Origin of the sequence: Vibrio sp. 16 (assembly GCF_963681195.1) — a bacterium.
Lineage (GTDB): Bacteria > Pseudomonadota > Gammaproteobacteria > Enterobacterales > Vibrionaceae > Vibrio > Vibrio sinaloensis_D.
Genome location: NZ_OY808998.1, coordinates 973,685 through 996,398 on the forward strand (window position 1 = coordinate 973,685; position 22,714 = coordinate 996,398).

19 protein-coding genes are annotated in these 22,714 nt (G+C 43.6%); 15 read left to right on the forward strand and 4 right to left on the reverse strand.

Annotated features, from left to right (window positions below):
- Positions 1 to 80 precede the first annotated feature (80 nt).
- Both U9J37_RS18690 and deoD read right to left on the reverse strand, forming a co-directional pair.
- The gene (locus U9J37_RS18690) at positions 81 to 1,550 is read right to left on the reverse strand and encodes a transposase (protein ID WP_005469913.1); all 1,470 of its coding nucleotides are present in this window, start codon (positions 1,548 to 1,550) and stop codon (positions 81 to 83) included.
- A gap of 61 nt (positions 1,551 to 1,611) precedes the next feature.
- On the reverse strand, positions 1,612 to 2,322 hold the full coding sequence (gene deoD / locus U9J37_RS18695; protein ID WP_005470284.1) for a purine-nucleoside phosphorylase: 711 nt from the start codon (positions 2,320 to 2,322) through the stop codon (positions 1,612 to 1,614).
- Positions 2,323 to 2,666: 344 nt separating this feature from the next.
- On the opposite strand from deoD, the gene U9J37_RS18700 reads away from it, so the two are divergent.
- Genes U9J37_RS18700 through U9J37_RS18715 form a run of 4 tightly spaced genes read left to right on the forward strand, consistent with a single transcriptional unit; the run spans position 2,667 to position 6,726 of the window.
- Positions 2,667 to 3,617, forward strand: coding sequence for a YbgA family protein (locus U9J37_RS18700; protein WP_005469911.1), 951 nt, complete (start codon positions 2,667 to 2,669; stop codon positions 3,615 to 3,617).
- Entirely contained in the window at positions 3,607 to 4,410 is an 804-nt protein-coding gene (locus U9J37_RS18705) for a MerR family transcriptional regulator (RefSeq protein WP_005470011.1), read from the forward strand. The genes U9J37_RS18700 and U9J37_RS18705 overlap by 11 nt, the downstream gene beginning before the upstream one ends.
- Complete coding sequence (gene phrB, locus U9J37_RS18710) at positions 4,407 to 5,831, forward strand: deoxyribodipyrimidine photo-lyase (protein WP_043886597.1); 1,425 nt, start codon at positions 4,407 to 4,409, stop codon at positions 5,829 to 5,831. The genes U9J37_RS18705 and phrB overlap by 4 nt, the downstream gene beginning before the upstream one ends.
- The gene (locus tag U9J37_RS18715) at positions 5,821 to 6,726 is read left to right on the forward strand and encodes a L,D-transpeptidase family protein (RefSeq protein ID WP_005470287.1); all 906 of its coding nucleotides are present in this window, start codon (positions 5,821 to 5,823) and stop codon (positions 6,724 to 6,726) included. Before phrB ends, U9J37_RS18715 begins: the two co-directional genes overlap by 11 nt.
- A gap of 65 nt (positions 6,727 to 6,791) precedes the next feature.
- Here the strand turns inward: U9J37_RS18715 and U9J37_RS18720 are convergent, their stop codons facing one another.
- Complete coding sequence (locus U9J37_RS18720; protein WP_005470243.1) at positions 6,792 to 7,040, reverse strand: Lpp/OprI family alanine-zipper lipoprotein; 249 nt, start codon at positions 7,038 to 7,040, stop codon at positions 6,792 to 6,794.
- Between the two features lie 342 nt (positions 7,041 to 7,382).
- On the opposite strand from U9J37_RS18720, the gene U9J37_RS18725 reads away from it, so the two are divergent.
- Positions 7,383 to 8,726: a DEAD/DEAH box helicase gene (locus U9J37_RS18725; RefSeq protein ID WP_038136097.1), complete on the forward strand. Its 1,344-nt coding sequence runs from the start codon at positions 7,383 to 7,385 to the stop codon at positions 8,724 to 8,726.
- A gap of 64 nt (positions 8,727 to 8,790) precedes the next feature.
- On the opposite strand, the gene U9J37_RS18730 is transcribed toward U9J37_RS18725, so the two are convergent.
- Positions 8,791 to 10,434 (reverse strand): methyl-accepting chemotaxis protein, encoded by a 1,644-nt coding sequence (locus U9J37_RS18730; RefSeq protein ID WP_005469939.1) that lies wholly within the window; start codon positions 10,432 to 10,434, stop codon positions 8,791 to 8,793.
- Between the two features lie 382 nt (positions 10,435 to 10,816).
- On the opposite strand from U9J37_RS18730, the gene U9J37_RS18735 reads away from it, so the two are divergent.
- The 10 genes from U9J37_RS18735 (at position 10,817) to wecC (ending at position 22,712) form a co-directional block, all read left to right on the forward strand.
- A complete protein-coding gene (locus U9J37_RS18735; protein ID WP_005470267.1) occupies positions 10,817 to 11,638 on the forward strand; it encodes a phosphate ABC transporter substrate-binding protein in 822 nt (273 codons plus the stop codon).
- A gap of 93 nt (positions 11,639 to 11,731) precedes the next feature.
- Positions 11,732 to 12,664 (forward strand): phosphate ABC transporter permease subunit PstC, encoded by a 933-nt coding sequence (gene pstC, locus U9J37_RS18740; RefSeq protein WP_005470020.1) that lies wholly within the window; start codon positions 11,732 to 11,734, stop codon positions 12,662 to 12,664.
- Between the two features lie 16 nt (positions 12,665 to 12,680).
- Complete coding sequence (gene pstA, locus U9J37_RS18745; protein WP_005470214.1) at positions 12,681 to 13,544, forward strand: phosphate ABC transporter permease PstA; 864 nt, start codon at positions 12,681 to 12,683, stop codon at positions 13,542 to 13,544.
- Between the two features lie 34 nt (positions 13,545 to 13,578).
- Positions 13,579 to 14,328, forward strand: coding sequence for a phosphate ABC transporter ATP-binding protein PstB (gene pstB / locus U9J37_RS18750; RefSeq protein ID WP_005469997.1), 750 nt, complete (start codon positions 13,579 to 13,581; stop codon positions 14,326 to 14,328).
- A 497-nt stretch (positions 14,329 to 14,825) separates the two neighbouring features.
- Positions 14,826 to 16,241 carry an undecaprenyl-phosphate glucose phosphotransferase gene (locus U9J37_RS18755; protein ID WP_322414052.1) on the forward strand — a complete coding sequence of 472 codons (1,416 nt, stop codon included), beginning with the start codon at positions 14,826 to 14,828 and terminating at the stop codon, positions 16,239 to 16,241.
- A 10-nt stretch (positions 16,242 to 16,251) separates the two neighbouring features.
- The gene (locus tag U9J37_RS18760) at positions 16,252 to 17,487 is read left to right on the forward strand and encodes an outer membrane beta-barrel protein (RefSeq protein ID WP_005470205.1); all 1,236 of its coding nucleotides are present in this window, start codon (positions 16,252 to 16,254) and stop codon (positions 17,485 to 17,487) included.
- Positions 17,488 to 17,502: 15 nt separating this feature from the next.
- Positions 17,503 to 18,033 (forward strand): polysaccharide biosynthesis/export family protein, encoded by a 531-nt coding sequence (locus tag U9J37_RS18765; protein WP_038188259.1) that lies wholly within the window; start codon positions 17,503 to 17,505, stop codon positions 18,031 to 18,033.
- Between the two features lie 41 nt (positions 18,034 to 18,074).
- Positions 18,075 to 20,291, forward strand: coding sequence for a GumC family protein (locus tag U9J37_RS18770; RefSeq protein WP_043886591.1), 2,217 nt, complete (start codon positions 18,075 to 18,077; stop codon positions 20,289 to 20,291).
- Between the two features lie 15 nt (positions 20,292 to 20,306).
- Complete coding sequence (gene wecB, locus U9J37_RS18775) at positions 20,307 to 21,443, forward strand: non-hydrolyzing UDP-N-acetylglucosamine 2-epimerase (RefSeq protein WP_005470099.1); 1,137 nt, start codon at positions 20,307 to 20,309, stop codon at positions 21,441 to 21,443.
- A 30-nt stretch (positions 21,444 to 21,473) separates the two neighbouring features.
- Positions 21,474 to 22,712: a UDP-N-acetyl-D-mannosamine dehydrogenase gene (gene wecC, locus U9J37_RS18780; RefSeq protein WP_005470068.1), complete on the forward strand. Its 1,239-nt coding sequence runs from the start codon at positions 21,474 to 21,476 to the stop codon at positions 22,710 to 22,712.
- The last annotated feature ends 2 nt before the right edge of the window (positions 22,713 to 22,714 follow it).

Sequence of the window (22,714 nt, forward strand, 5' to 3'; positions counted from 1 at the left end):
ATAAGAATAGCAGTTTACTTTACTCTACTAAAAGTACTAAAACTCGGGCGGTTTACGGGGGCGCGTCACATTAATGACAATTATGAAAGCAACTCTCTTAATGTCAGCGGAGACTGTGTTAGCTCAAGATTTTGCGCCGCCGTGTTACCGCACTTATCTTGGTAGCACAAATTGTGCCATGCTCGGAAAATATCCAACATTGGTAGTAGACCACCAGGTCGAAGTTTGCGGCGAGGCTCATTGATAAAACTTTCGAATAGGGTTTGAAAGCGTTGTTGGTAGAACGCCGTTTTTCGAATTGAAGCCTTTTGCAACCAGTATTCAGGTTCGTTTTGTTGACCCGCAAGGTAACAAATGCCTTTTGAGTTGCTACCAACCGAACTGATTGCCCAGCGATCTCGCCACCATCCCATATGGACAATGTCAATCTTGTCGATTGCACTGCCTGTCTGCCACTGGCTGTCTTCCTCTACGTACATCAAGTCGATATTTTGGCGCTGAATTCTTGGCAAGAATACGCTCAACGCTGCCGAGCGAAGGACGGGATCTTGTGGCAAGTAAATGCTGACTCGGCTCTCTTCTTGACACATATCCAGAACGTGCAAAAAGTGAGCGTACGAGGTGTAAGGAGGTCGAATCAATGCGCCTTTTGACGGGTAATTGAATACCGTCAAGTTGCCCATTGGGTCTTCAACATTGCCACGTGCCAGAATGGTTTGATATTGCTGGTCTATACGTTCCTTCAGCACCGGAGAAGGACTGGGTGCTGGCATGTTTGCTTCTGAGGAGTGATCGCGTGAAACAAAACGTGATGGTGTTGAATACGGATCGTGATCGACGCTTCCACTTGGCTCTTCTTGAGCCGAGTAATTGACGTGTTGGCACAATATATAGCCACTGTTGGCTTCGCCCGTTGCCATCCAAAGGACGCCATTGTTGCTTTTAGGCTGCAACTGTACGTAGTGGGAAGCAAACTCATAGGATTGTGCGTGGTTAACCCATCTCGCATCGAACATCGCCAACTTGCGTCGACAACGACTTGCGATATGGTCCAAGTGGTCATAAAACGTTTTTGGATTGATCTCTAATTTGCGGCAAATCTCGCGGACAGAGTAGCCCATAAAGAGCAAGCCAAGCAGGTTTTCTTGGAAATGTAGTTTTTTATTGGCTCCAGACCATTTATCGACGAAGGTTGTCTGACAGCACTTGCAGCGATAGCGTTGGCGGTCACCGCTGTAACCAAACGCATGATAAAGGTGCTTGTGGGTATGGACTGATAAGCCAAAGTTTTCGCAATCATCGTTGCGGCAGGCTGGGAGCCCATCGCTATGAAGATGACGTAAGCGGTGAAGCTCGTTGAGAACTTCTTGATTGTTAAGTAAGGGGGGGAAAGCACCGCACTCCCGACAAACCATCGCAGGTCGTTTAGGGTTCGCATGTTGCACAACGTAACGATATGCATCACTCAATCCAAAGTTGTCACACGCCAATGTTTTACAAAAGTTGAGCTGTAAACCTTCTGCTTCCTGTGGCAGTTTGCCAGTTGTCACTATCTCCCCCTCGGGATTATTCGGGCCACCAAGCAGACACTTGGTGGCAAAGTAAATCGAATTAGATGTTGATTGCTGTCTCTAGCGCCACTTTCATCATGTCATTGAACGATTTTTGACGTTCTTCTGAGCTAAGTTTTTCGCCACGGATGATGTGGTCAGAAACGGTTAGAATCGTTAGTGCTTTTGCACCTAGGTCTGCAGCAACACCGTAGATGCCAGCAGCTTCCATATCTACACCTAGAATGCCTAGTTTTTCCATCTTCTCGAAGATGTCAGCTTCAGGTGTGTAGAAAAGGTCTGCCGAGAATACGTTACCCACTTTTACTGGCACTTCTTGAGCGCGAGCTTGGTTTACCGCTTCTTCTAGTAGGCCGTAATCAGCGATTGCTGCGAAGTCGTGGTTGTTGAAACGGATACGGTTAACTTTAGAGTCAGTAGATGCACCCATACCGATCACAACGTCCATTAGGTTTACGTCGTCACGCACTGCGCCACAGCTACCGACACGGATTACGTTTTTAACGCCGTATTCAGCGATTAGCTCGTGCACGTAGATACAGCATGATGGGATACCCATACCGTGGCCCATTACTGATACTTTCTTACCTTTATAAGTACCTGTAAAACCAAACATGTTACGTACGTCACATACTTGCTTCACGTCTTCTAGGAACGTTTCTGCAATGTATTTAGCGCGTAGCGGGTCACCCGGCATAAGTACTGTTTCTGCAAAATCACCTGGTTGAGCGTTAATGTGTGGGGTTGCCATAGTTGATACTCCAAAGTTATTGATTATTCAGTTTCCTGATTACCAATTTTGTTGATTCTGTTTTATCTGTTGAGGCAATACTAGCTATATAAGCGCTCGAGCCGTGAGATGTATGTCACAAAAGCACCCAAACTCGAAGTGAAAAAGGCCATTGATAACGTTTTGTGTTGAAAGTGGTAATGCAATCGATTCGGAAAAACGATTGCTTATTTAAAGTGAACTTATTGAGGCAATTTATCGTATCGGTCATCTGTGTGTACAAAAATAATTTTTGTATAACATGAGAAAATTGTGCTAATAATTATACAAACAAAAAATTTGTACACCTTTGAGAGGACAGTATGATGAGTAATGTAATCAATATCGGTATCAGTTCATGTGTGCTAGGCGAAAACGTGCGTTTCGACTCAGGGCATAAGATCAGTAAATTCGTCACCAAAGAGTTGGCGCCCTACTTCAACTTTATGCCTGTTTGCCCAGAAGTCGGTATGGGCATGCCGGTTCCAAGACCCACTATTCGCTTGATGTCGAATGAAGAGCGAATCGAACTTGTTGAAACCAAAAATCCCGACAATAAGCATACTGAAGCCATGATCGATTATTCTGAGAAGAAGGTTGCTGAGCTTGTTGATCAAGAGCTTTGTGGTTACATCGTCTGTGCTAAGTCGCCAACGTGTGGCATGGAGCGTGTGAAGGTTTACAGCAAGAACAGTGCTGCGAAAGAAGGCATTGGCTTGTACACCAAAACTTTGATGGAAAAAATGCCGTGGTTACCAGTAGAAGAAGACGGTCGTCTAAATGATCCTGTATTGAAAGAGAACTTCATTACTCGTATATACACACTGCATGACTACTACCAGTCTGTAGGCCATAACCTAACACGTGGAGCGATTGTGGCCTTCCACTCTCGCTATAAGTTAACGCTCATGGCTCATCACCCAGAATCTTATAAGAAACTTGGCCAGCTGGTCGCCAATATTTCTGACTACGATCTTGAGGAATTCTTCAAGTTGTATCGAGAAGGGTTGATGAAAGCGATGGCTCACAGAGCAAGCCGAAAGAACAATACCAATGTTCTAATGCACTTGCAGGGTTATTTCAAGCGAGACCTAGATAAAGAAAAGAAAGCGGAGCTTTGCCAAGTGATCGATGACTATCGTGTTGGTCTGATACCGTTATTGGCACCACTGACGCTTATTAAACACTATTTAGCGACCCATCCGGACAGTTATTTGCAACAACAAAAATATTTTGACCCATATCCGCAGGAGTTACGTTTACGTTATGGATTGTAATGAAAAACAGTATGCCATTAGAGAGGTCTCAGAGTTGACTGGTGTAAAGCCCGTCACTTTGCGAGCGTGGCAGCGTCGATACAACCTGATTAAACCTATAAGAACTGAAAAGGGCCATCGTTTATATAGAGAAGAAGACATCGCTCGTATTCAGTCTATTCAAGTCTGGTTGGACAAGGGTGTCTCTATTGGCAAGGTAAAAGCGTTGTTAGACGCAGAATCCCTAGTCGAGGATCAAGGGGTAGCCATTGACCAACACCTAGAAGAAGTAGATAAGGTCACCGCTGCTCTTGCCATACTCAATAAAAAGCGGGTCGAATCGACCATTAATACGGTGCTAAAAGAGTATCCATTGCCTGCGGTCATTCAACAGTTCGTGAAGCCGATCTACGAATCGCTCTCTTTAGTAAAGCGTAACCAGCAGGTACTACAAACGGCATTGTTTAATGGTCTGCTAATCGCAAAGTTAGAAGCCATTATTGAAGCAGAAAACAAAGCATCGCATCGAGGCAAGTGCCTGTTCATCAACTTTGATCCAAGTCGAGACATCGAGAGTCGTTTGTGGGCGGCAAAATTATCTGATGATGGATGGAACATGACGCTGCTAGATGGCGTTGATGATGTGTCAGGGCTCGTTCGGGCAGAATTTGATACGCAATTTGATTCGATAGCGCTCTATAGCCCACGTCCGCTCACCGAGCAGCAGATTGGTGGTATTGAGAGTGTGAGAGGCGGGTTTTCTGGTCAGCTTCTCTTGTCCGACGTGCTAGCCGCTTACGAGGAATATAGATGAGAATTGTATGGCTGAGGCGCGATTTGCGCACAATCGACAATACGGCACTGAACGCGGCGATTGAGAGCGGAGAACCGGTAATCGCCGCATTTGTGGCAACGCCTGATAGTTGGCGTGAGCATAAAATGGCGCCCATTCAAGCGGATTTAATCAAAAGGCGGCTTGTCGAACTCAAGAGCGAGCTTTCTGAGTTGAACATTCCCCTGATCTATTCCGAAGCTCCAGATTATTCGAGCAGTGTCGATGTGGTGTTAAGTTGGGTTAAGCAATATGGTGTGACCAACGTCCACGTCAATAAAGAGTACGAGCTGAACGAAGTGAGTCGCGACGATAAGGCTGAGAGTAAGCTCTCTGAACTGGGAGTGCCGCTGCATCGCTATGACGACAAGTGCCACTTTGCGCCAGGCAGTGTCGTAAATAAGCAGGGGCATTATTTTAAAGTCTTTACTCCTTATAAACGTGCTTACTTACAGAAACTTGAGCAATACCCTGTGCAGGTTCAGAAAGTAAAAGGCGCGGTTGAGCTTGGTCGAGAACTGCGACCACAAGACATATTGCAACACGATATGACGTTCAGTTACCCGACGGAGTGTAGTGACGTTTATCCCGTAAAAACGACACAGATCCTTGAGTTGTTACGAGCGTTTGTCAATGAACGCAGTGACGATTATCAAGCAGACCGTGATTTCCCCTCTATTGAGGGTACCAGCCGATTGTCTCTTTACTTAGCGATTGGTGCATTGTCTGTCAGGCAATGTATGGCAAGGCTACTTTATGAGCAAATACTTCCCTTGAGTGAAGGACGTCAAACTTGGTTGAGTGAGCTTATTTGGCGAGAGTTTTATCAGCATCTTATCTATTTTGAGCCAAAGCTGAGTCGCGGAGAGAGTTTCCTTCCTTGGGGTAGACACCTCACATGGCAGAATGATGAGAAGCGAATTCAGGCTTGGAAGGAAGGTATGACGGGTTACCCCATTGTCGATGCGGCAATGCGCCAGTTAAACCAAACGGGGTGGATGCACAATCGATTAAGAATGATCGCCGCCAGTTTTCTTATTAAAGATCTGCAAGTGGATTGGCGGATTGGTGAGGATTACTTTATGAGTAAACTGATCGATGGAGAATACTCAGCCAATAACGGAGGGTGGCAGTGGTGTGCATCAACGGGTTGCGATGGCCAGCCCTATTTCCGAATATTCAATCCAACCACACAAGGGGAGCGGTTCGATCCGAAGGGTGACTTTGTTCGCCACTGGGTCCCTGAGCTTAAGAATGTACCTGATAAGTATATTCATCAACCAAGCAAGTGGGCCAATGCAAAAGGCGTGTCATATCCTTCGCCAATAGTTGATCACAAGGCTCAAAGAGAGATAACCTTAGCTAACTATAAAAATGCTAAGGATTTCATGGATGCTACGTAAACTCGTTGCACTGGGTTGTTGTTTTGCCTCGCAAGTCTTCGCGGCTAGCTACCCGCTACCTCCAGAAGGGAGCAACATTGTCGGGCGAACTCAGTACCACCAAGTTGATGAAGGCGAAACCTTGGCGGAAATTGCCAAGCAATATGACGTTGGCTTTCTCTCATTGATGGCGGCAAATAAAGGCGTTGATCCGTTTCTGCCTAAAGCCGGTTACGTATTGACGATTCCGACGCAAATCATTTTGCCGCAAGTTGAACGTGAAGGTGTCGTCATAAATCTAGCTGAGCTAAGGTTGTATTACTTCGAGCCTGACTCTGGTCTGGTGCATATTTTCCCAGTGGGGATTGGGCGAGTCGGGCGCGACACGCCTGAAATGTCGACCACGATCAGCCAGAAGCGTCCTAATCCAACGTGGACGCCACCTGCGTCTATTCGCAAAGAGTACTTAGCGAAAGGAATAGAGCTCCCTGCTGTGGTTCCCGCAGGTCCTGAAAACCCACTCGGTGAATACGCACTTCGTCTCGCTTATGGCGCGGGTGATTATCTGATTCATGGCACCAACAAAGATTTCGGTATTGGCCTGCGCGTAAGCTCGGGTTGTATTCGGATGGAGCCGAAAGATATCGACTGGTTGTTTCCCAAAGTCTCGCTGGGAGAGAAAGTACGGGTGATCAATGAGCCAATTAAGGTTTCGCTCGAACCCGATCGCAGTGTGTTTATTGAAGCCCACGAGCCTCTGACCAGAAGTGATGGTTCCAAAAAGAGCTTAGAAATGCCGCTTGAGCTAGGCTGGTGGTTGGAAGAGTTTGATCATTCAGACGTAAAGGCTAGGGCCGCAATCTTGGCGCAGAATGGTGTGCCTGTAGAGATTGTTGCTCCGACGTTTGTTAATTAGCTTAGTCTCTTCACAGAAAAAAGAAAGGGTCTGCATTTGCAGACCCTTTCTTTAAGAAGACGTTATTACTTAGTGTAAGACTGAGCAATGTTGTCGATACGCTCGTTAGCGCGTGACGCTTCTTCTTGTGCAGACATTGCAGCGTCGCCAGACTTACGAACTTCAGATTGAAGTGCTTGAACGTCTTGGCTTAGTTGGCTAACTTGGTTGCTTAGCTCATCCATCTTAGCGGTTGTTGCTGCATCTGGACCAGAAGCACAACCAGCTAGTAGAAGTACAGAAGACGCTGCAGCTGCGATCAACATTTTGTTCATAATCGAACTCCTTGAAATATATGTATCAATAAAGTCGTCCTATACCTTCTCTTGCGTATAGTGACGTGAATAGTGTAGTGCTAATTTTACGCTTGCTAAAGCAGAATAAAGTCAAAAAAACCCAAGAATTTAAGCAATTATCCAATAAGTTGAGCTGAGTCTCATTGGTGAGAGCTATAATTACGTCGGTTTTTGAGAACGATTCTTATCCATTTTCGACCATCAAGTGATATTTAATGTGATCACTATCTACTTTGGGTAAATCTAGGTATCATAGCCTGTTTTTACTCATTTTCTGTTCCAACTCACTCTTTTTGAGTGATGGAAAATATTGCTGCACCAATGGAGAATACTTTGCATTTTAAAGATTTAGGCTTAGACAACCGCTTGTTAAAAAACTTAAAACATCTCGATTTTAAGAAAGCAACGGAGATCCAGCAAAAAGCAATACCGGTCGCGATTGCTGGTAAAGACTTGTTGGCTTCGTCAAAAACAGGTTCAGGTAAAACGCTTGCCTTTGTTTTGCCTATGCTGCACAAGTCGTTAAAGAGCAAAGCGTTTTCTGCCAAAGATCCTCGTGCCGTGATACTTGCACCAACGCGTGAGCTTGCAAAACAGGTGTACGGAGAGCTGCGCACAATGTTGGCTGGCTTGTCTTATGACGCCACTTTGATCGTTGGTGGTGAAAACTTTAATGACCAAGTAAAAGCCCTACGAAAGTACCCTAAGTTTATTGTCGCGACCCCAGGTCGTTTGGCGGATCACCTAGAGCATCGTTCGCTTTTCTTAGAAGGGTTAGAAACCTTGGTTCTTGATGAGGCAGACCGTATGCTCGACCTTGGTTTTGCACCAGAGTTACGCCGTATTCACAATGCGGCAAAACACCGTCGTCGCCAGACTTTGATGTTCTCTGCGACATTGGATCATGCGGAAGTGAACGATATCGCTTTTGAAATGTTGAATGCACCAAAGCGTATTGCTGTCGGAGTCTCGAATGAAGAGCACAAGGACATCACTCAGAAGTTTTACCTGTGTGATCACCTTGATCACAAAGAGGCGATATTGGAGCGTGTGCTGCAAGAAGCAGAGTACAAGCAGATTATTATCTTTACGGCAACTCGAGCTGACACCGATCGTTTGACCGAAAAACTCAATGAGAAAAAGCTGAAAGCAATCGCGCTAAGTGGCAATCTAAATCAAACTCAGCGCAACACCATCATGAGCCAGTTTGAGCGAGCGGTGTTTAAGATTTTGGTCACGACAGATGTTGCTTCTCGTGGCCTTGATATTGCGAATGTTACCCACGTAATCAACTTTGATATGCCAAAACACACGGAAGAATACGTTCACCGAGTGGGTCGTACTGGTCGTGCTGGCAATAAAGGGGATGCGATCTCATTGGTTGGTCCGAAAGACTGGGACAGCTTTAAACGCGTCGAAGCCTACTTACAGCAAGACCTTAGCTTTTCAGAGCTTGAAGGTTTAAAAGGGAAATTCAAAGGGTTAAAACCGCGTAAGCCAGATTTCCGCAATAAGGGCAAAGTGACTAAGAGTGCTAAACCTCAAGCGAAGAAAGCAGTTAAGAAACCGGTGAAGCGTGATAAGAGCTTCCACCAAAACGTAGCTGTGGGTGATAGTGTGTTCATCCCGAAAAAGAAAGTTGCTCCGAAAGCGGACGACGAATAAACAGGTCAAACAAAACAGAAAGGGGCTGCCAATTGGCAGCCCCTTTTTTGCTTAAATACCGCGGTTAGACTTTGAAGAAACCCAGTTGTTGCTTTTGGTTTTCCGCTAACGTTGATAACTCTTGGCTTGCGGCAGCAGCTTGGGTAATTCCAGTTACATTTTGGCTTACAAGCTCGTAAATGTTGCTCAGGTTGTTGTTTACATCAGAAGTCACTTGCCCTTGCTCTTCAGATGCAACGGCGACTTGAGCGTTTATAGTCGTCAATTCTGAGATTGAGGCGCTAATGTTACCCAAGGACTCTCTAACCTTGCTGGCTTGGTCTTGATTGTGACTCAGTAGCTCTAAACTCGAGTTCATGCTCTCATTCGCGCTTCCTGATTGTCTTTGCAGCTCTTCGATAATGACTTGGATCTCTTTGGTGGACTCTTGCGTGCGTGCTGCAAGCATACGGACTTCATCTGCGACAACGGCAAAACCGCGACCACTCTCGCCTGCTCGAGCCGCTTCGATCGCAGCATTGAGCGCAAGTAAGTTGGTTTGCTCTGAAATGCTTTCGATAACTTCAATGACTTTACCAATTTGCTCAGATTGCTCTTTCAGTGAGTTTACTACTGTTGCGGCTTCTGAAAGTTGATGAGCCATTTTCTCACTTGAACGCGTGTTCTGTTCAAACACGGTAAGGCTCTCACGTGCAAGTTTGTCAGCACGTGTAGAGGCAGAATCGGCTCGATTAGCGTTTTCGGTGACCTCAGAAGCGGTGCTTTCCATTTGGTTTATGGCAGCTGCCACGTGCTCAACTTCGTTCTTCTCTTGATCGGAGTTTGCACTTGACTGCGTCATTACAGCCGCAAGTTCAGTCGAAGCAGAAGCAACATCAACACTGATTCGTACCAGCGCGTCTACGGTTCCTTGTAGCTGCTTAACCGTCGAGTTGAAGTCTTGTGATAGCGCAGTGATTTCGTTGTTACCCTCAACGCTTACTTCCGTTTTGAGGTTGCCTTGAGCAAGCTCTTTCATCGCTTTTTGCAGTAATTTGATTGGGGTAACGATGATACCTGCCAGTAGCCAGCTAATCACTAGAGCGGTACCAAGCACGGCAAGTAAGCCGAGGATCGCGTTAAACATCACATTCGAGTGACTGGTTTGGTTGGCTGCGACTTCGTGAAGTGCAATTTCGTTGAGTTTAGCGGACAAGTCGTCGATCGCTTTTACCATCGCGTTGCCCTTGGTTCGGTAAACGTTTGATGCTTGTTCGTACTGTTGCTCAAACGCCGCAGACAATGATTCGCTAGCGTGTTTGGTCTTTAGCAAGGGCGTCATTGTATCAATAGAGTAGCTCACGTAATCGTCGATGGCATTGCGCATCGCTTTCACCTCTGCCTCGAGGCCTTTAACTTGAGCTAGGGAGTCCAACAAGCGGAAATTGGTTTGTTTTTTGGATTCCAAAGTCGTTGCAAGTTGCGCTACATCATCGGATCTAAAAAGGCTGTAAATGGCTTTAATGCGCATTCCGTAAGTGTTGTCGATGATTTTGGTGAGTTCATCCTTGTGGGTGACCAAGTTTTCGGTAGAGATGGTTACTTGATTGAATACATTTTTCAGATTTGAAGTGCTGTAACTGATACCTGCAACGAGAAGTAACAAAGTAAAAATAACAGGCACAACCACCTGAAGCTTAATAGACAAGCCACTGAGTAGTTGGCGCATGAAAGGTCCTCTTCATAAAAAAGCAATGTAATAGTAAATAAATTATTATTTTTATTAGTTTCGAGAATGATTCTAATTCCCTGCGAGGATAATTCAATACACAAATTTAGAGTTGTGTGCAATTTTTGATAGGACGTTATGCAACTTAATTTATTTAATTTTCAGTGGCTTATGTAACTAATTGCATCAATTATTATAATCCAGCTGACACAGTTTCTCACAATAATTGATTCATAACTCAATGAGTATTGGAGGAGAAAGAGCAAAACTAAGCTGTCATAGAGGCTTCAACTAAGTGAAACACAACTGTCACATAAGGGTCCTAAAGTGAGCATCGTTCAAGTGAAACACAACGGCAATAAAGCCAATTAAGGATATTGTGATGAAAAAGACAGTTATCGGTGCAATCGCACTTCTAGGCGCAATGGCAGTGACTTCAGTTTCTGCTAAAGAAACGATCTCTGCAGTGGGCTCTAGCAGCGTAACTCCACTGATGGAAGTTTTCTCTGAAACATACATGAAGACAAACTCAGATGTATTTATTGAAGTTCAAGGCCCAGGTTCTTCTGCGGGTGTAAAAGCGGCGAAAAACGGCAGTGCTGACCTAGGTATGTCTTCTCGTAACCTAAAAGATTCCGAAAAAGAGCCTGCTCTTAAAGAGCTTACAGTGGCAATGGACGGTATCGCAGTTGTTGTTAACCCGAAAAACGATCTAAGCGGCCTAACGGCTGAGCAAGTCACAGCAATCTACAAAGGTGAAATCACTAACTGGAAAGATGTTGGTGGCGCAGACAAGCCTATCGTTGCAATCACTCGTGATACAGCTTCAGGTACTCGTGGTGCATTCGAAGACATCATGAAATTGAAAAAGAAAATCTCTGGTAAGAAAGTTTCTGCAATTTCTCAGCGCGCTCAAGTTGCTAACGGTAACGGTGCTCTAAAAACAATGGTGGCATCTAACCCTTACGCAATCGGCTATATTTCCCTAGGTACTGTTGACGCTTCTGTTAATGCATTGTCTATCGATGGCACACCTGCGTCTGTTGATAATGTGAAGAACGGCTCTTACAAAGTGGCACGTCCATTCCTAGTTCTATACAAAGAAGGTAAGCCTTCAGCCCAAACTCAGAAGTTCCTAGAGTGGATGGTATCTGACGATGCACAAGCGCTTGTAGACAAGAAAGGTTACATCTCAGTTAACTAATCCCAGTAAATCGACTTAATTGCTCAGCCTAATTTTGGGCTGAGCCTTTTCTGACTCTGAAACGAATCTTTTCGTTCTCCAGGTAAGAATTTTATGACCATCGCAACCAATAGTGAAAAGCTTATGAATACTGAAGCGACTCAAGTTTCTAAGCCAGCATTACGAAAGCGCAAACGCGTTGACTGGAAAGAGCGCATCTTCCACGGCCTGTTTCTCGCGAGTGCCGTAATCGGTATCGTCTCTCTGGCAATTATTGCTTACTTCATTGTTAAAGAATCTATCCCTGCATTCCAAGAAGCGGGAATGTCGGGCATTGTCCTTGGCCAAGATTGGCTACCACCGGCGCTGTACGGCGTTGCAACCATGATTGTTGCTTCTGTTGTTTCCACATTTGGTGCCGTTATAGTGGGTGTACCCGTAGGCGTATTGACCGCAATTTTCATCGCTGAAATCGCGCCGAAACGTGTCGCCGATGTTATTCGTCCGGCGGTTGAGCTTTTGGCGGGTATTCCATCAGTGGTATATGGCTTTTTTGGCTTGGTTATCATCGTTCCCCTAATTCAAAATATCTTCCAAGTGCCAGCAGGCAACACAATTTTGGCGGGTATTATTGTTTTGGGTGTCATGATTCTACCAACAGTGATAACCGTTTCTGAAACGTCTATTCGCGCAGTTCCTCGCACTTACAAAGAAGGCTCGCTAGCGCTTGGAGCATCTAAGATCTACACCATTTTTAAGCTCCTTGTTCCAGCAGCTCGCAGCGGCATTATGACTGGGGTCATCCTCGGTATCGGTCGTGCACTTGGTGAGACTATGGCCATCATCATGGTAATGGGTAACGCACCCGCGATGCCTGAGGGTATATTGGACTCTGCGCGTACACTAACAGCTAATATTGCGATTGAAATGTCCTACGCAAGTGGTGTTCACGCTAATGCACTTTACGCTACAGGTGTCGTATTGCTTGTCTTCATCATGGTGCTCAATGCTGCTCTTCTTTATCTCAATCGCGAAAAAGCGAAATAAGCGATAGGTGACGATTATGGACCGCGCAAAACTAAAACAATCTCGAGAGTTTAAGGACAAGATCCTAAACGGTTTTATCTGGGCCGCTGCTGCTTTAACGGTAGGCTTCCTGTTCTGGATCATCTGGTACATTTTATCGAATGGTCTAAAGCACGTTGATTGGGCATTCATTACTGATAACTACACGGCGACTGGGGAAGAGAAAGGTATTTTCCCGATGATAGTAGCGACTATCTACATGGTTATCGCTTCGATTGCAGTGGCAGCGCCACTGGGCATTATGACGGCCATCTACTTAACGGAGTATGCCAAAGTTGGCAGCAAGCTGGTCAAAGTTATTCGTTTCTGTACCGAGTCATTGGCGGGTATTCCATCGATTATCTTTGGTCTATTTGGTATGACATTCTTCGTCGCGATTCTCGGTCTGGGGTTCTCGATCCTTTCGGGCGCATTGACTTTGAGTATCCTGATTCTGCCTGTCATTATCCGTACGACGGAAGAAGCGTTGATGGCTGTACCACAAACCTATCGTGAGGGCTCTTACGCGCTAGGCTCTTCGAAAATCTATACTATCTGGCGCTTAATCTTACCCAGTGCGACACCAGGTATCTTAACTTCGGTCATTCTTAGTATTGGTCGTGTCATTGGTGAATCGGCCCCTGTTTTCCTAACAGCTGGCATGGTTGCTAGAGTTCCAGACTCTTTGCTCGATTCCGGACGAACGCTGACCGTTCACCTATACAAGCTGACTACCGAGCTGTTCACTATTGAAGAGTGGAACCAAGCTTACGGTACAGCGACAGTGCTGATTGTCGTGGTCTTATTAATCAACATGACGACAAAGCTTATTGCTAGCCGCTTCAACAAAGCGACGTACTAATCGCACACAAACACGAATTAAAGAGATTAAGAAAATGAACAAGTTTGATATTGAAAATCTAGACCTATTTTACGGTGACAACCAAGCACTGAAAGCGATCAATTTACCGATTCCAACTCGCCAAGTAACGGCACTAATCGGCCCATCAGGCTGCGGAAAATCGACCTTGCTACGCTGCCTAAACCGCATGAATGATCTCATTGAAGGTGTGAAAATCACTGGTAAGCTGGATATGGATGGTACCGATATTTACGGCAATATCGATGTAGCGGACCTTCGTATTAAAGTTGGTATGGTGTTCCAAAAGCCAAATCCGTTTCCAATGAGCATTTATGAGAACGTGGCGTATGGTCTACGTGCTCAAGGTGTGAAAGACAAAAAGCACATTGATGAAGTGGTTGAGCGATCTCTACGCGGCGCGGCACTATGGGGCGAAGTAAAAGATCGTCTTAAGTCTCATGCGTTTGGTCTATCTGGTGGCCAGCAGCAGCGTCTATGTATCGCACGCACCATTGCGATGGAGCCGGATGTGATCCTGATGGATGAGCCTACTTCTGCGTTGGATCCTATTGCGACACACAAAATTGAAGAGTTGATGGAAGAGCTGAAAAAGAACTACACCATCGTCATCGTGACGCATTCCATGCAGCAAGCGCGTCGTATCTCTGACCGGACCGCATTCTTTTTAATGGGGGAGTTAGTGGAACACGATGAAACGCAAAATATCTTTAGTTCACCAAAAGATGATCGCACCAAAGGTTATGTCAACGGTGATTTCGGTTAACTTTAAACGCTATTTACTGGCAATATCACTATAACTATAAGCGATGGTACTTTTGCCCCTCTTTATGAGGGGCTTTTTTTGTTTTTTATCTTTCGAATGTAACAAGATTGAAAATAAAAAATGCATAACACAAAGTACTAGAACAAAAGTTTATTAATTGGTTTATTCATAAGATCAAAAGTGCTAGTTGTTGGTCATGTCTACTAATGGATAATTACTGCCTGCGAAAGCTGTTTTTCACATTTATTCGAGTTAAATCGCGTTGAACCTCTCTTTCTCAAAGATAAGAAAATTTGCACTCTCAATAAAAAGAACTCTAGTAATAAGGTATTAAAGGGTGTTTGTTTTTCGGTGAAAAATATTCAGACTATATACGCTTTAAAAATGAGATTCAGAAATTGAATTTCGACAGACAACAATTATTTTTGCTTAAGTACTTTGGGGGCTAAACCTAAGGGCGGTAGCGTTGAACGACAGAGATAGGCCTAACAACTCATATGGAAACTGGATATCCTATAAAGCAGCATGGAGAAGAATCGGTACTGATGTATCGATTTTTCGATATATTTATCATCAGTTTTGTTCTTATTGTCACAACACTTATCTATGTAGAAGAGTTTTCATCTCTTTACAAGGTAATTCTATCTTTCGTTTTAGTGTCTTATTACTTAGCTGCTGAAGTCTCTGGGGTATACCGCACACACAAGCGTGTTTCGTTAAATCAACTTCTAGTAACAGTTCTTATTTCCTGGCTTATTTGTATTGCAATCTCATTAGCAATAGGTTTCTTCCTTAAGGTTTCAGATTCGTATTCTCGTGTCGTACTTGGTGTATGGTTCCTAGTGACACCCGTATCTTTGATGTTATGGCGATGGGCAGTATTTGCATTACCCGAGCGTTTAAGGCCAGATGATTGTTACCGTAATAAATCTATCATTATTGGTGCGACTCGAGCTGGGTTGCTACTAGGAAAAGAATTAGAGAAAAATAAACACAATGGCGAGAAGTTAGTTGGTTTTTACGATGACAGAACGTTAGAAAGGATTGAAGATAGTTTAGGCTCTGTCCAAACCAATCTAAAAATGTTGGGCAACATTGATGACGCCTTATTACTAGCCAAACATGGAAGTGTAAAGAACGTTTATGTCGCTCTTCCAATGGAAGCTGCAAAGCGTATCAAACAAATTCTGAATGCCTTTGCTGACTCTAACGCACATGTGCATATTGTCCCTGACTTTTTCACTTTTGATTTACTGCACTCTAGGTGGAATAGCATAGGCAACGTCGTGACGCTCAGTGTACATGATACTCCTTTTCGAGGCTTTTCATCGGTGATTAAACGGATTGAAGATGTAGTTTTATCCATTCTTATCATTCTAGCAATAGCACCAATCCTTCTATTTGTTGCCGTCGGTGTAAAACTTTCTTCCCCGGGTCCAATTATTTTCAAACAAGATCGCTATGGGTTAGATGGTCGTTCAATAAAAGTTTGGAAATTCCGTTCAATGCGAGCAACAGATAATGGCCCTGTTGTTAAGCAAGCGACTAAGGGAGACCCGAGAGTCACGAAATTTGGCGCTTTTATAAGGCGGACCTCTTTAGATGAACTGCCGCAATTTTTCAACGTGTTGACCGGACAAATGTCGATTGTTGGTCCAAGACCTCATGCCATTGCGCACAACGAAGAGTATAGAGGACTGATAGATAAGTATATGCTTCGTCATCATGTCAAACCCGGAATAACAGGTTGGGCACAGGTAAACGGCTACCGGGGCGAAACTGACACGCTCGATAAAATGCAGAAAAGAGTCGAGTACGACTTAACCTACATTCAAAACTGGACACTGTGGTTAGATATCAAAATAGTCTATCTAACGATTTTCAAAGGTTTCACTGGTAAAACAGCTTACTAAAGGATTATCCATGAAGATATCGAACAAGATACTGCCTGCTCTTGCCTTATCTATTGTCGGGAGTCATGTCCATGCAGCTCTGGAAGGAAATGGATATGTAACGGAATCTGGAATAAAAGTAATTCCGATTTTTAACAGTGCTTATGAATACAATGACAACATAGGTCGATACTCTAAGCAAGAGAACCCCGAGTCTTCATCTTTAATCGTACTTGAGCCAGGTGTCGCTTTGCAGGCTGAGAGAGGGGAGAGCCTGTATCAACTACTCTATCAAGTGTCTTCTGGTACTTACTTCGACAGTAGTGACGATAACTACATTGATCATCGTTTTGTAAGCGAAAACTTCATTTCGATCAACCGCCGCAACTCGTTGTCTATCGACTATGCATTTTTATACCAACATGAAGAGCGTGGTACTGGTATTCTTGCCGGGGATAATTTGTCGACTATTGCGGAAAGTCCGGTAGAGTTTTCCGTTCATAAAGCGAGTATCACTCATGCTTATGGTTCTGACGAAGCAAAGGGGCGAATTGAGTCATCTCTTCGTTTGGAAGACAAAAACTATCAAAATTATAGAAATATCAAAGAACCTCAATTTACCCCATTAAGTACCAAATACAAAGACTACTTTGAGTTTGGTATCGGAATGGCGTTTTACTATCGAGCTTTACCCGCAACTCAGTTATTAGTGGAAGTAGATGTCAATAATCGGGACTATAAATACGATGGAACAGATACAACTACGTCTCAAGATAGCGTAGATAGGTTTCTACTAACCGGCGCAACTTGGGATATTACCGGGAAAACCAAAGGTAGACTGCGATTAGGTTTCCAAAACAAGTCTTATTCTGAAGCAGACAAAGTGGACTTTAATGGCTTTAGTTGGGATTTAGACCTCGAATGGAAGCCGCTATCCTATTCTACGGTGCTTGTCTCTGCAGCCCAGCGTGCAAAAGATCCTGAGCAAGGTTCTAATTACGTGGATGAAAAGAGTTTTGATTCAAACTGGAAGCACTACTGGCGTTCAAACATATTTACGAACCTGTCTTTTTTATATGTAAAAGATGACTATTCAGAGTCAACACGTACCGAAGATTTATATAGACTCGGCCTTGGACTAGGATATGAACTACGCGATGATATCGAGATTGGTGCGGGATGGCGTTTAGAGAATAATGACTCATCTATAGAACAAAATAAATATAAGCAAAATGTTTACTACGTGTCAGCAAATCTTATTTTCTAACGGATAATGTCTTCAATGATTAAATACATATCAATATTTTTAGTTGTGTTTTCTTTGACATTAAAAGCTAATGCTGAAGCGTTTGATGATACCTATAAGATAGGGGCTGGTGATAAGCTTCAAATCTCAGTTTATGGTGAAGAAGACTTGTCAATTTCAGAGCTTTATATAAGTAATGGCGGACGATTTGAGTATCCTTATTTAGGGCAACTCAACGCTCTTAATAAAACACCGGAGCAATTGCGTAACGAAATCGTGAAAGGTTTGAAAGGCGATTACCTGATCGATCCAAAGGTGCGTGTGAGCGTTATCGGTTTTCGCAGTATTTATGTCAATGGTGAAGTAAAGAAGCCGGGAGGCTATGAATATCAACCGGGTTTAACCGTCGATAAAGCAATCGCATTGGCTGGAGGGTTTACTGACCGTGCTGCAAGAGGAAAAGTCTATATTGCAAAATCTGGTTCAGAAGAATCTAAAAGTAAAGTAAAACTCTCAAATAAAGTGATGCCAGGGGACATTATTGTTATTGAGCAAAGTTTTTTCTAATTACGACCGTTTATCTAAAATAACAAGCTATGGACGTCAGCATGCTTAATAACACCCATACAACACAGTCTAGAAACGAGCAATTGATCGACATCGGTTATTATGTACACCTGATCAAATCACGCTGGTTTTCCATTTCGTTTTTTGCACTATTGTGTACTGCTTTAGCCGTCATGGTGGTTTTATCAATAACGCCAACCTATAAAGCAACGGCAACGCTTCTTATTGAATCGAGCACAGCCAAAGCTGTCTCTATTGAGGAGGTGATTGGCATTGATACTAAAGCACAAGAATACTACCTCACTCAATATGAAATTTTGAAATCAAATCAAGTGGCGCAACGTGTGATTGATAAGCTCCGACTATCTGAACTTGAGGAGTTTAATCCGAGCGTAGAGTCTTCAGAAAAAGGCTTATTAGGAAGTCTTAAACAACAGATACTATCGCATCCAATTGTTGAATCTTATTTCCTTCAAAAAGAAATAACAGAGCTTGATCTCAAAAGTGTTGAAGAGTCCGTTAATCGCAAAGTGTTAACAGCTTTTAAAGGTAAGTTGAGTATTTCGCCTATTAGAAAAACGCAACTAGTTAACATCTCGTTTGAATCTACTGACCCAGAATTGGCTGCAAAAATTGCCAACGAAGTCGGTCTCGCGTTTATTGAGAATAACCTTGAATCAAAACTAGTCGCAACAGAGCAAGCTACTGGCTGGATTAACCAACGTTTGGCAGAACTAAAAAGTCAGCTCGATGAGTCTGAGCAAGCATTATTGAGTTTTCTCAAACAGCAAGAGCTGATTGATGATAGCGGTATTATCGCGCTTACTAGTTCAGAGCTTTCAAATCTAACCGACCGAATTGCAAAGGCTACGGATAGGCGGATTGAAACTCAAGCGTTGTACAATGCTCTTAAGAGCAACTCTGCGAAGGATGTCGCTACTCTTGCTTCTATTTCGCAGATATCTAACCACCCACAGATACGAGATATCCGTTTTGCAGAATCAAATGCAGAGAGAGAAGTCAGTGAGCTCGCAAAGCGATACGGTCCAAAGCATGACAAAATGATTCAAGCCAACGCGCAGCTTAAATCTATTCAACAAAGAGCAGCGAAAGTTGTAAAGAAACTAATCAATGGCATTGAAAAAGAGCTAGCTAGTGCAATCAATCAAGAAGAGCTTTTAAAACGAGAGTTACTAAGTAAGAAAGATGAATTTCAATCTCTGAGTGTAATAAAGCGCGAATATGATGCATTGAAGAGAGAAGTTGATACAAACGCAAAGCTGTATGACTTGTTCTTGACTCGCCAAAAAGAAACAACAGCAACTAGTGACTTTAGTGCTGCCAATGCACGCTTTAGTGACTATGCTCTCACACCTCAATATCCAAACAAACCAAACAAAAAGCTGATTGTTGTTCTAGCATTTGTTGCCAGTCTTGGTTTTGCCACTGTGCTGGTTATCTGCTTAGACGCATTCAATAATACAATAGAGTCTGCTCGTGATTTTGAAAACAAACTTGGCCTCTTACCCATTGGCACGCTGCCGATAGTAAAAGATAAGGAATACAGGAAATCACCTATCGACTCGAGAGTATTTACTAATAACAAGTTTGCGGTATTCCAAGAATCAGTCGACTCTATCCGGACATCTTTGTACTTGAACCTGCAGAATTCAGAGAGAAAGATGTTGGCTATTTCGTCATCTGTTCCGGGTGAGGGTAAAACTACGACGTCTGTTAATCTGGCACTATCATTTTCTAAACTTGAAAAAGTCCTTCTCATAGACTGCGATCTGAGAAAACCATCTATTGCAGCGCGATTTGGCTTGTCGGTCAGTCAACCAGGTTTAACTAATATTTTGTTGATGAATACGCCTTTTGAAGAATGTATAGCGACAATTGGAGATTCGAATCTAGATGTATTAGGTGCTGGTATGTTAGCGCCAAACCCTCAAGAGATGCTAAGCAGTAAAGCATTTGAAAAACTCGTGACATACTTAGCAAGTAAATACGACCGAATTATATTTGATACACCTCCTGTGCTACCGGTTAAAGACGCATTTATAATCGGAAAATTAACCCAAGGCATTCTTCTGGTTATAAAAGCAAATAGTACATCTAAATCGGTGTATAAACACACAATGACTCTGTTTACCAAGCATCAAATAACTATTGATGGTGTAGTACTAAATCAGGTTCCTTCACCGAAAAAGGGCTCACACAATTACTCAGAGTATGCGCAATACGCGCAAAATAGTTAAAGGTAACGGAATACAATGAACTCACCAATTAAAATACTTACTGTCTTTGGTACTCGTCCAGAAGCAATCAAAATGGCTCCGTTGGTAAAAGAGCTTGAAGTGGCTGCTGGTATTGAAGCAAAGGTGTGTGTTACAGCACAACACAGAGAAATGTTAGATCAAGTATTGGATCTTTTTGATATTAAGCCTGATTTCGATCTGAATATTATGAAACCGGGCCAATCTCTAAATGATGTGACGACCAAAATTCTTTTAGGTCTCCGCCCCGTATTGCAGGAATTTAAGCCGGACATGGTTTTGGTGCACGGTGATACAGCGACAACTCTTTCGGCTAGCCTTGCCGCATACTATGAACAAATTGCTGTGGGTCATGTGGAAGCAGGGCTGCGGACGGGTAATATTTACTCGCCTTGGCCAGAAGAAGGGAATAGAAAACTAACTGGTGCTTTGAGCACGTTACATTTTGCGCCAACGCAAGGTTCCGCACGCAATTTATACGCTGAGAACGTTGAACAAACGAGTGTATCAATAACAGGGAACACAGTTATTGATGCATTAATGCTAATAAAACATCGCCTCAGAGAAGACGTCGATTTAATCGAAACATTGGAACATGTTTTCCCAATGTTAGATCCTAGTAAAAAGATGATCTTGGTGACTGGCCATCGAAGAGAGAGCTTTGGCGGGGGATTTGAACGTATCTGTGAATCTTTGGCAGAAATAGCGCAAACCAACCCAAATTCACAAATCATTTATCCTGTGCACCTTAATCCGAATGTCCAAGAGCCAGTGAATCGAATTTTGAAAGGTATAGACAATGTCTACCTTATTGAACCTCAGGACTATTTACCGTTTGTTTATTTAATGGATAGATCGTATCTCATTTTAACTGATTCTGGTGGTATTCAAGAAGAAGCCCCTTCACTTGGAAAACCAGTACTCGTTATGCGCGAAACAACAGAGCGCCCTGAAGCTGTAGCAGCAGGGACAGTTAAATTAGTGGGTACAGATAAAGTGTCCATAATTTCAGAAGTCAATCGCCTAATTAATGATGAAGAAGCCTATACAAAAATGAGTAAGGCACACAACCCGTATGGTGACGGTCAAGCGTGCAGTCGCATCATTAATGCTATTCGCAACCATTTTTCGTAATTTTTAATTTTCTGATAGTAGGAATAAATCATGTCGTTCCAAAAAATCTCTGTTATTGGTCTTGGTTATATCGGGTTGCCTACAGCTGCGGTCATTGCATCTCGAGGTATTGAAGTCGTTGGTGTAGATGTCAACCAAAACGCGGTTGATACTATTAACGAAGGTAACATACATATCGTTGAGCCAGATTTAGACATTGTCGTGCGCGGTGTGGTGAGTACAGGTAATTTAAGAGCTACAACAACACCTGAAAAGGCTGATGCTTTTATGGTTGCTGTTCCTACACCTTTTAAAGGAGATAAAGAGCCTGATCTTTCCTATATCGAAGCGGCTTGTGAAGCCATCGCTCCGATGCTTGAGAAAGGTAACTTAGTCATTCTCGAGTCTACTTCACCGGTCGGCGCGACTGAAAAACTTGCTGGATGGTTGGCGGCGGCTAGACCTGATTTGACGTTCCCTCAACAAAAAGGTGATGCTGCTGATATTAAAGTTGCACACTGCCCTGAACGCGTGCTTCCTGGTTACGTTTTACAAGAGCTCGTTTCAAATGATCGAGTTATCGGTGGGCTTTCGAAAGCATGTAGCGATAGAGCGGCAGAACTCTATTCTACCTTCGTTCGTGGCGAATGTATCGTAACCAATGCACGTACAGCGGAAATGGCGAAACTAACGGAGAACTCATTCCGAGATGTCAATATTGCGTTCGCCAATGAGCTATCTGTTATTTGTGACAAGCTAAAAATCAACGTTTGGGAGTTGATCAAATTAGCCAACCGCCATCCACGTGTAAACGTACTTAGCCCAGGTCCTGGCGTTGGTGGACACTGTATTGCTGTTGACCCTTGGTTCATTGTGGATAGCGCGCCAGAAGAGGCAAAAATCATACGTCAAGCGCGTTTAACGAATGACGCAAAACCACACTATGTTATTAATCAGGTAGAGAAAGCTGCAGATGAGTTTAAACGACCGGTCATTGCGTGTTTAGGTTTAGCGTTTAAGGCAGATATCGACGACTTACGCGAAAGCCCTGCTCTACAAATAGTAGAAGAACTCGCGGCAAAAAATATAGGTCAAGTTTTAGCTGTCGAACCAAATGTACACGCTATTCCTGAAAAACTTGTCAACGCAGGTGTCGAGCAAATGGCGTTAGATGCTGCTCTAGAGAGAGCAAACATTATTGTTATTCTTGTTGATCACAAGCAGTTTAAAGCTGCAGACAAGACACAGTTTGCGACTAAGGTAGTGATTGATACTCGCGGGATAGTGTAAGC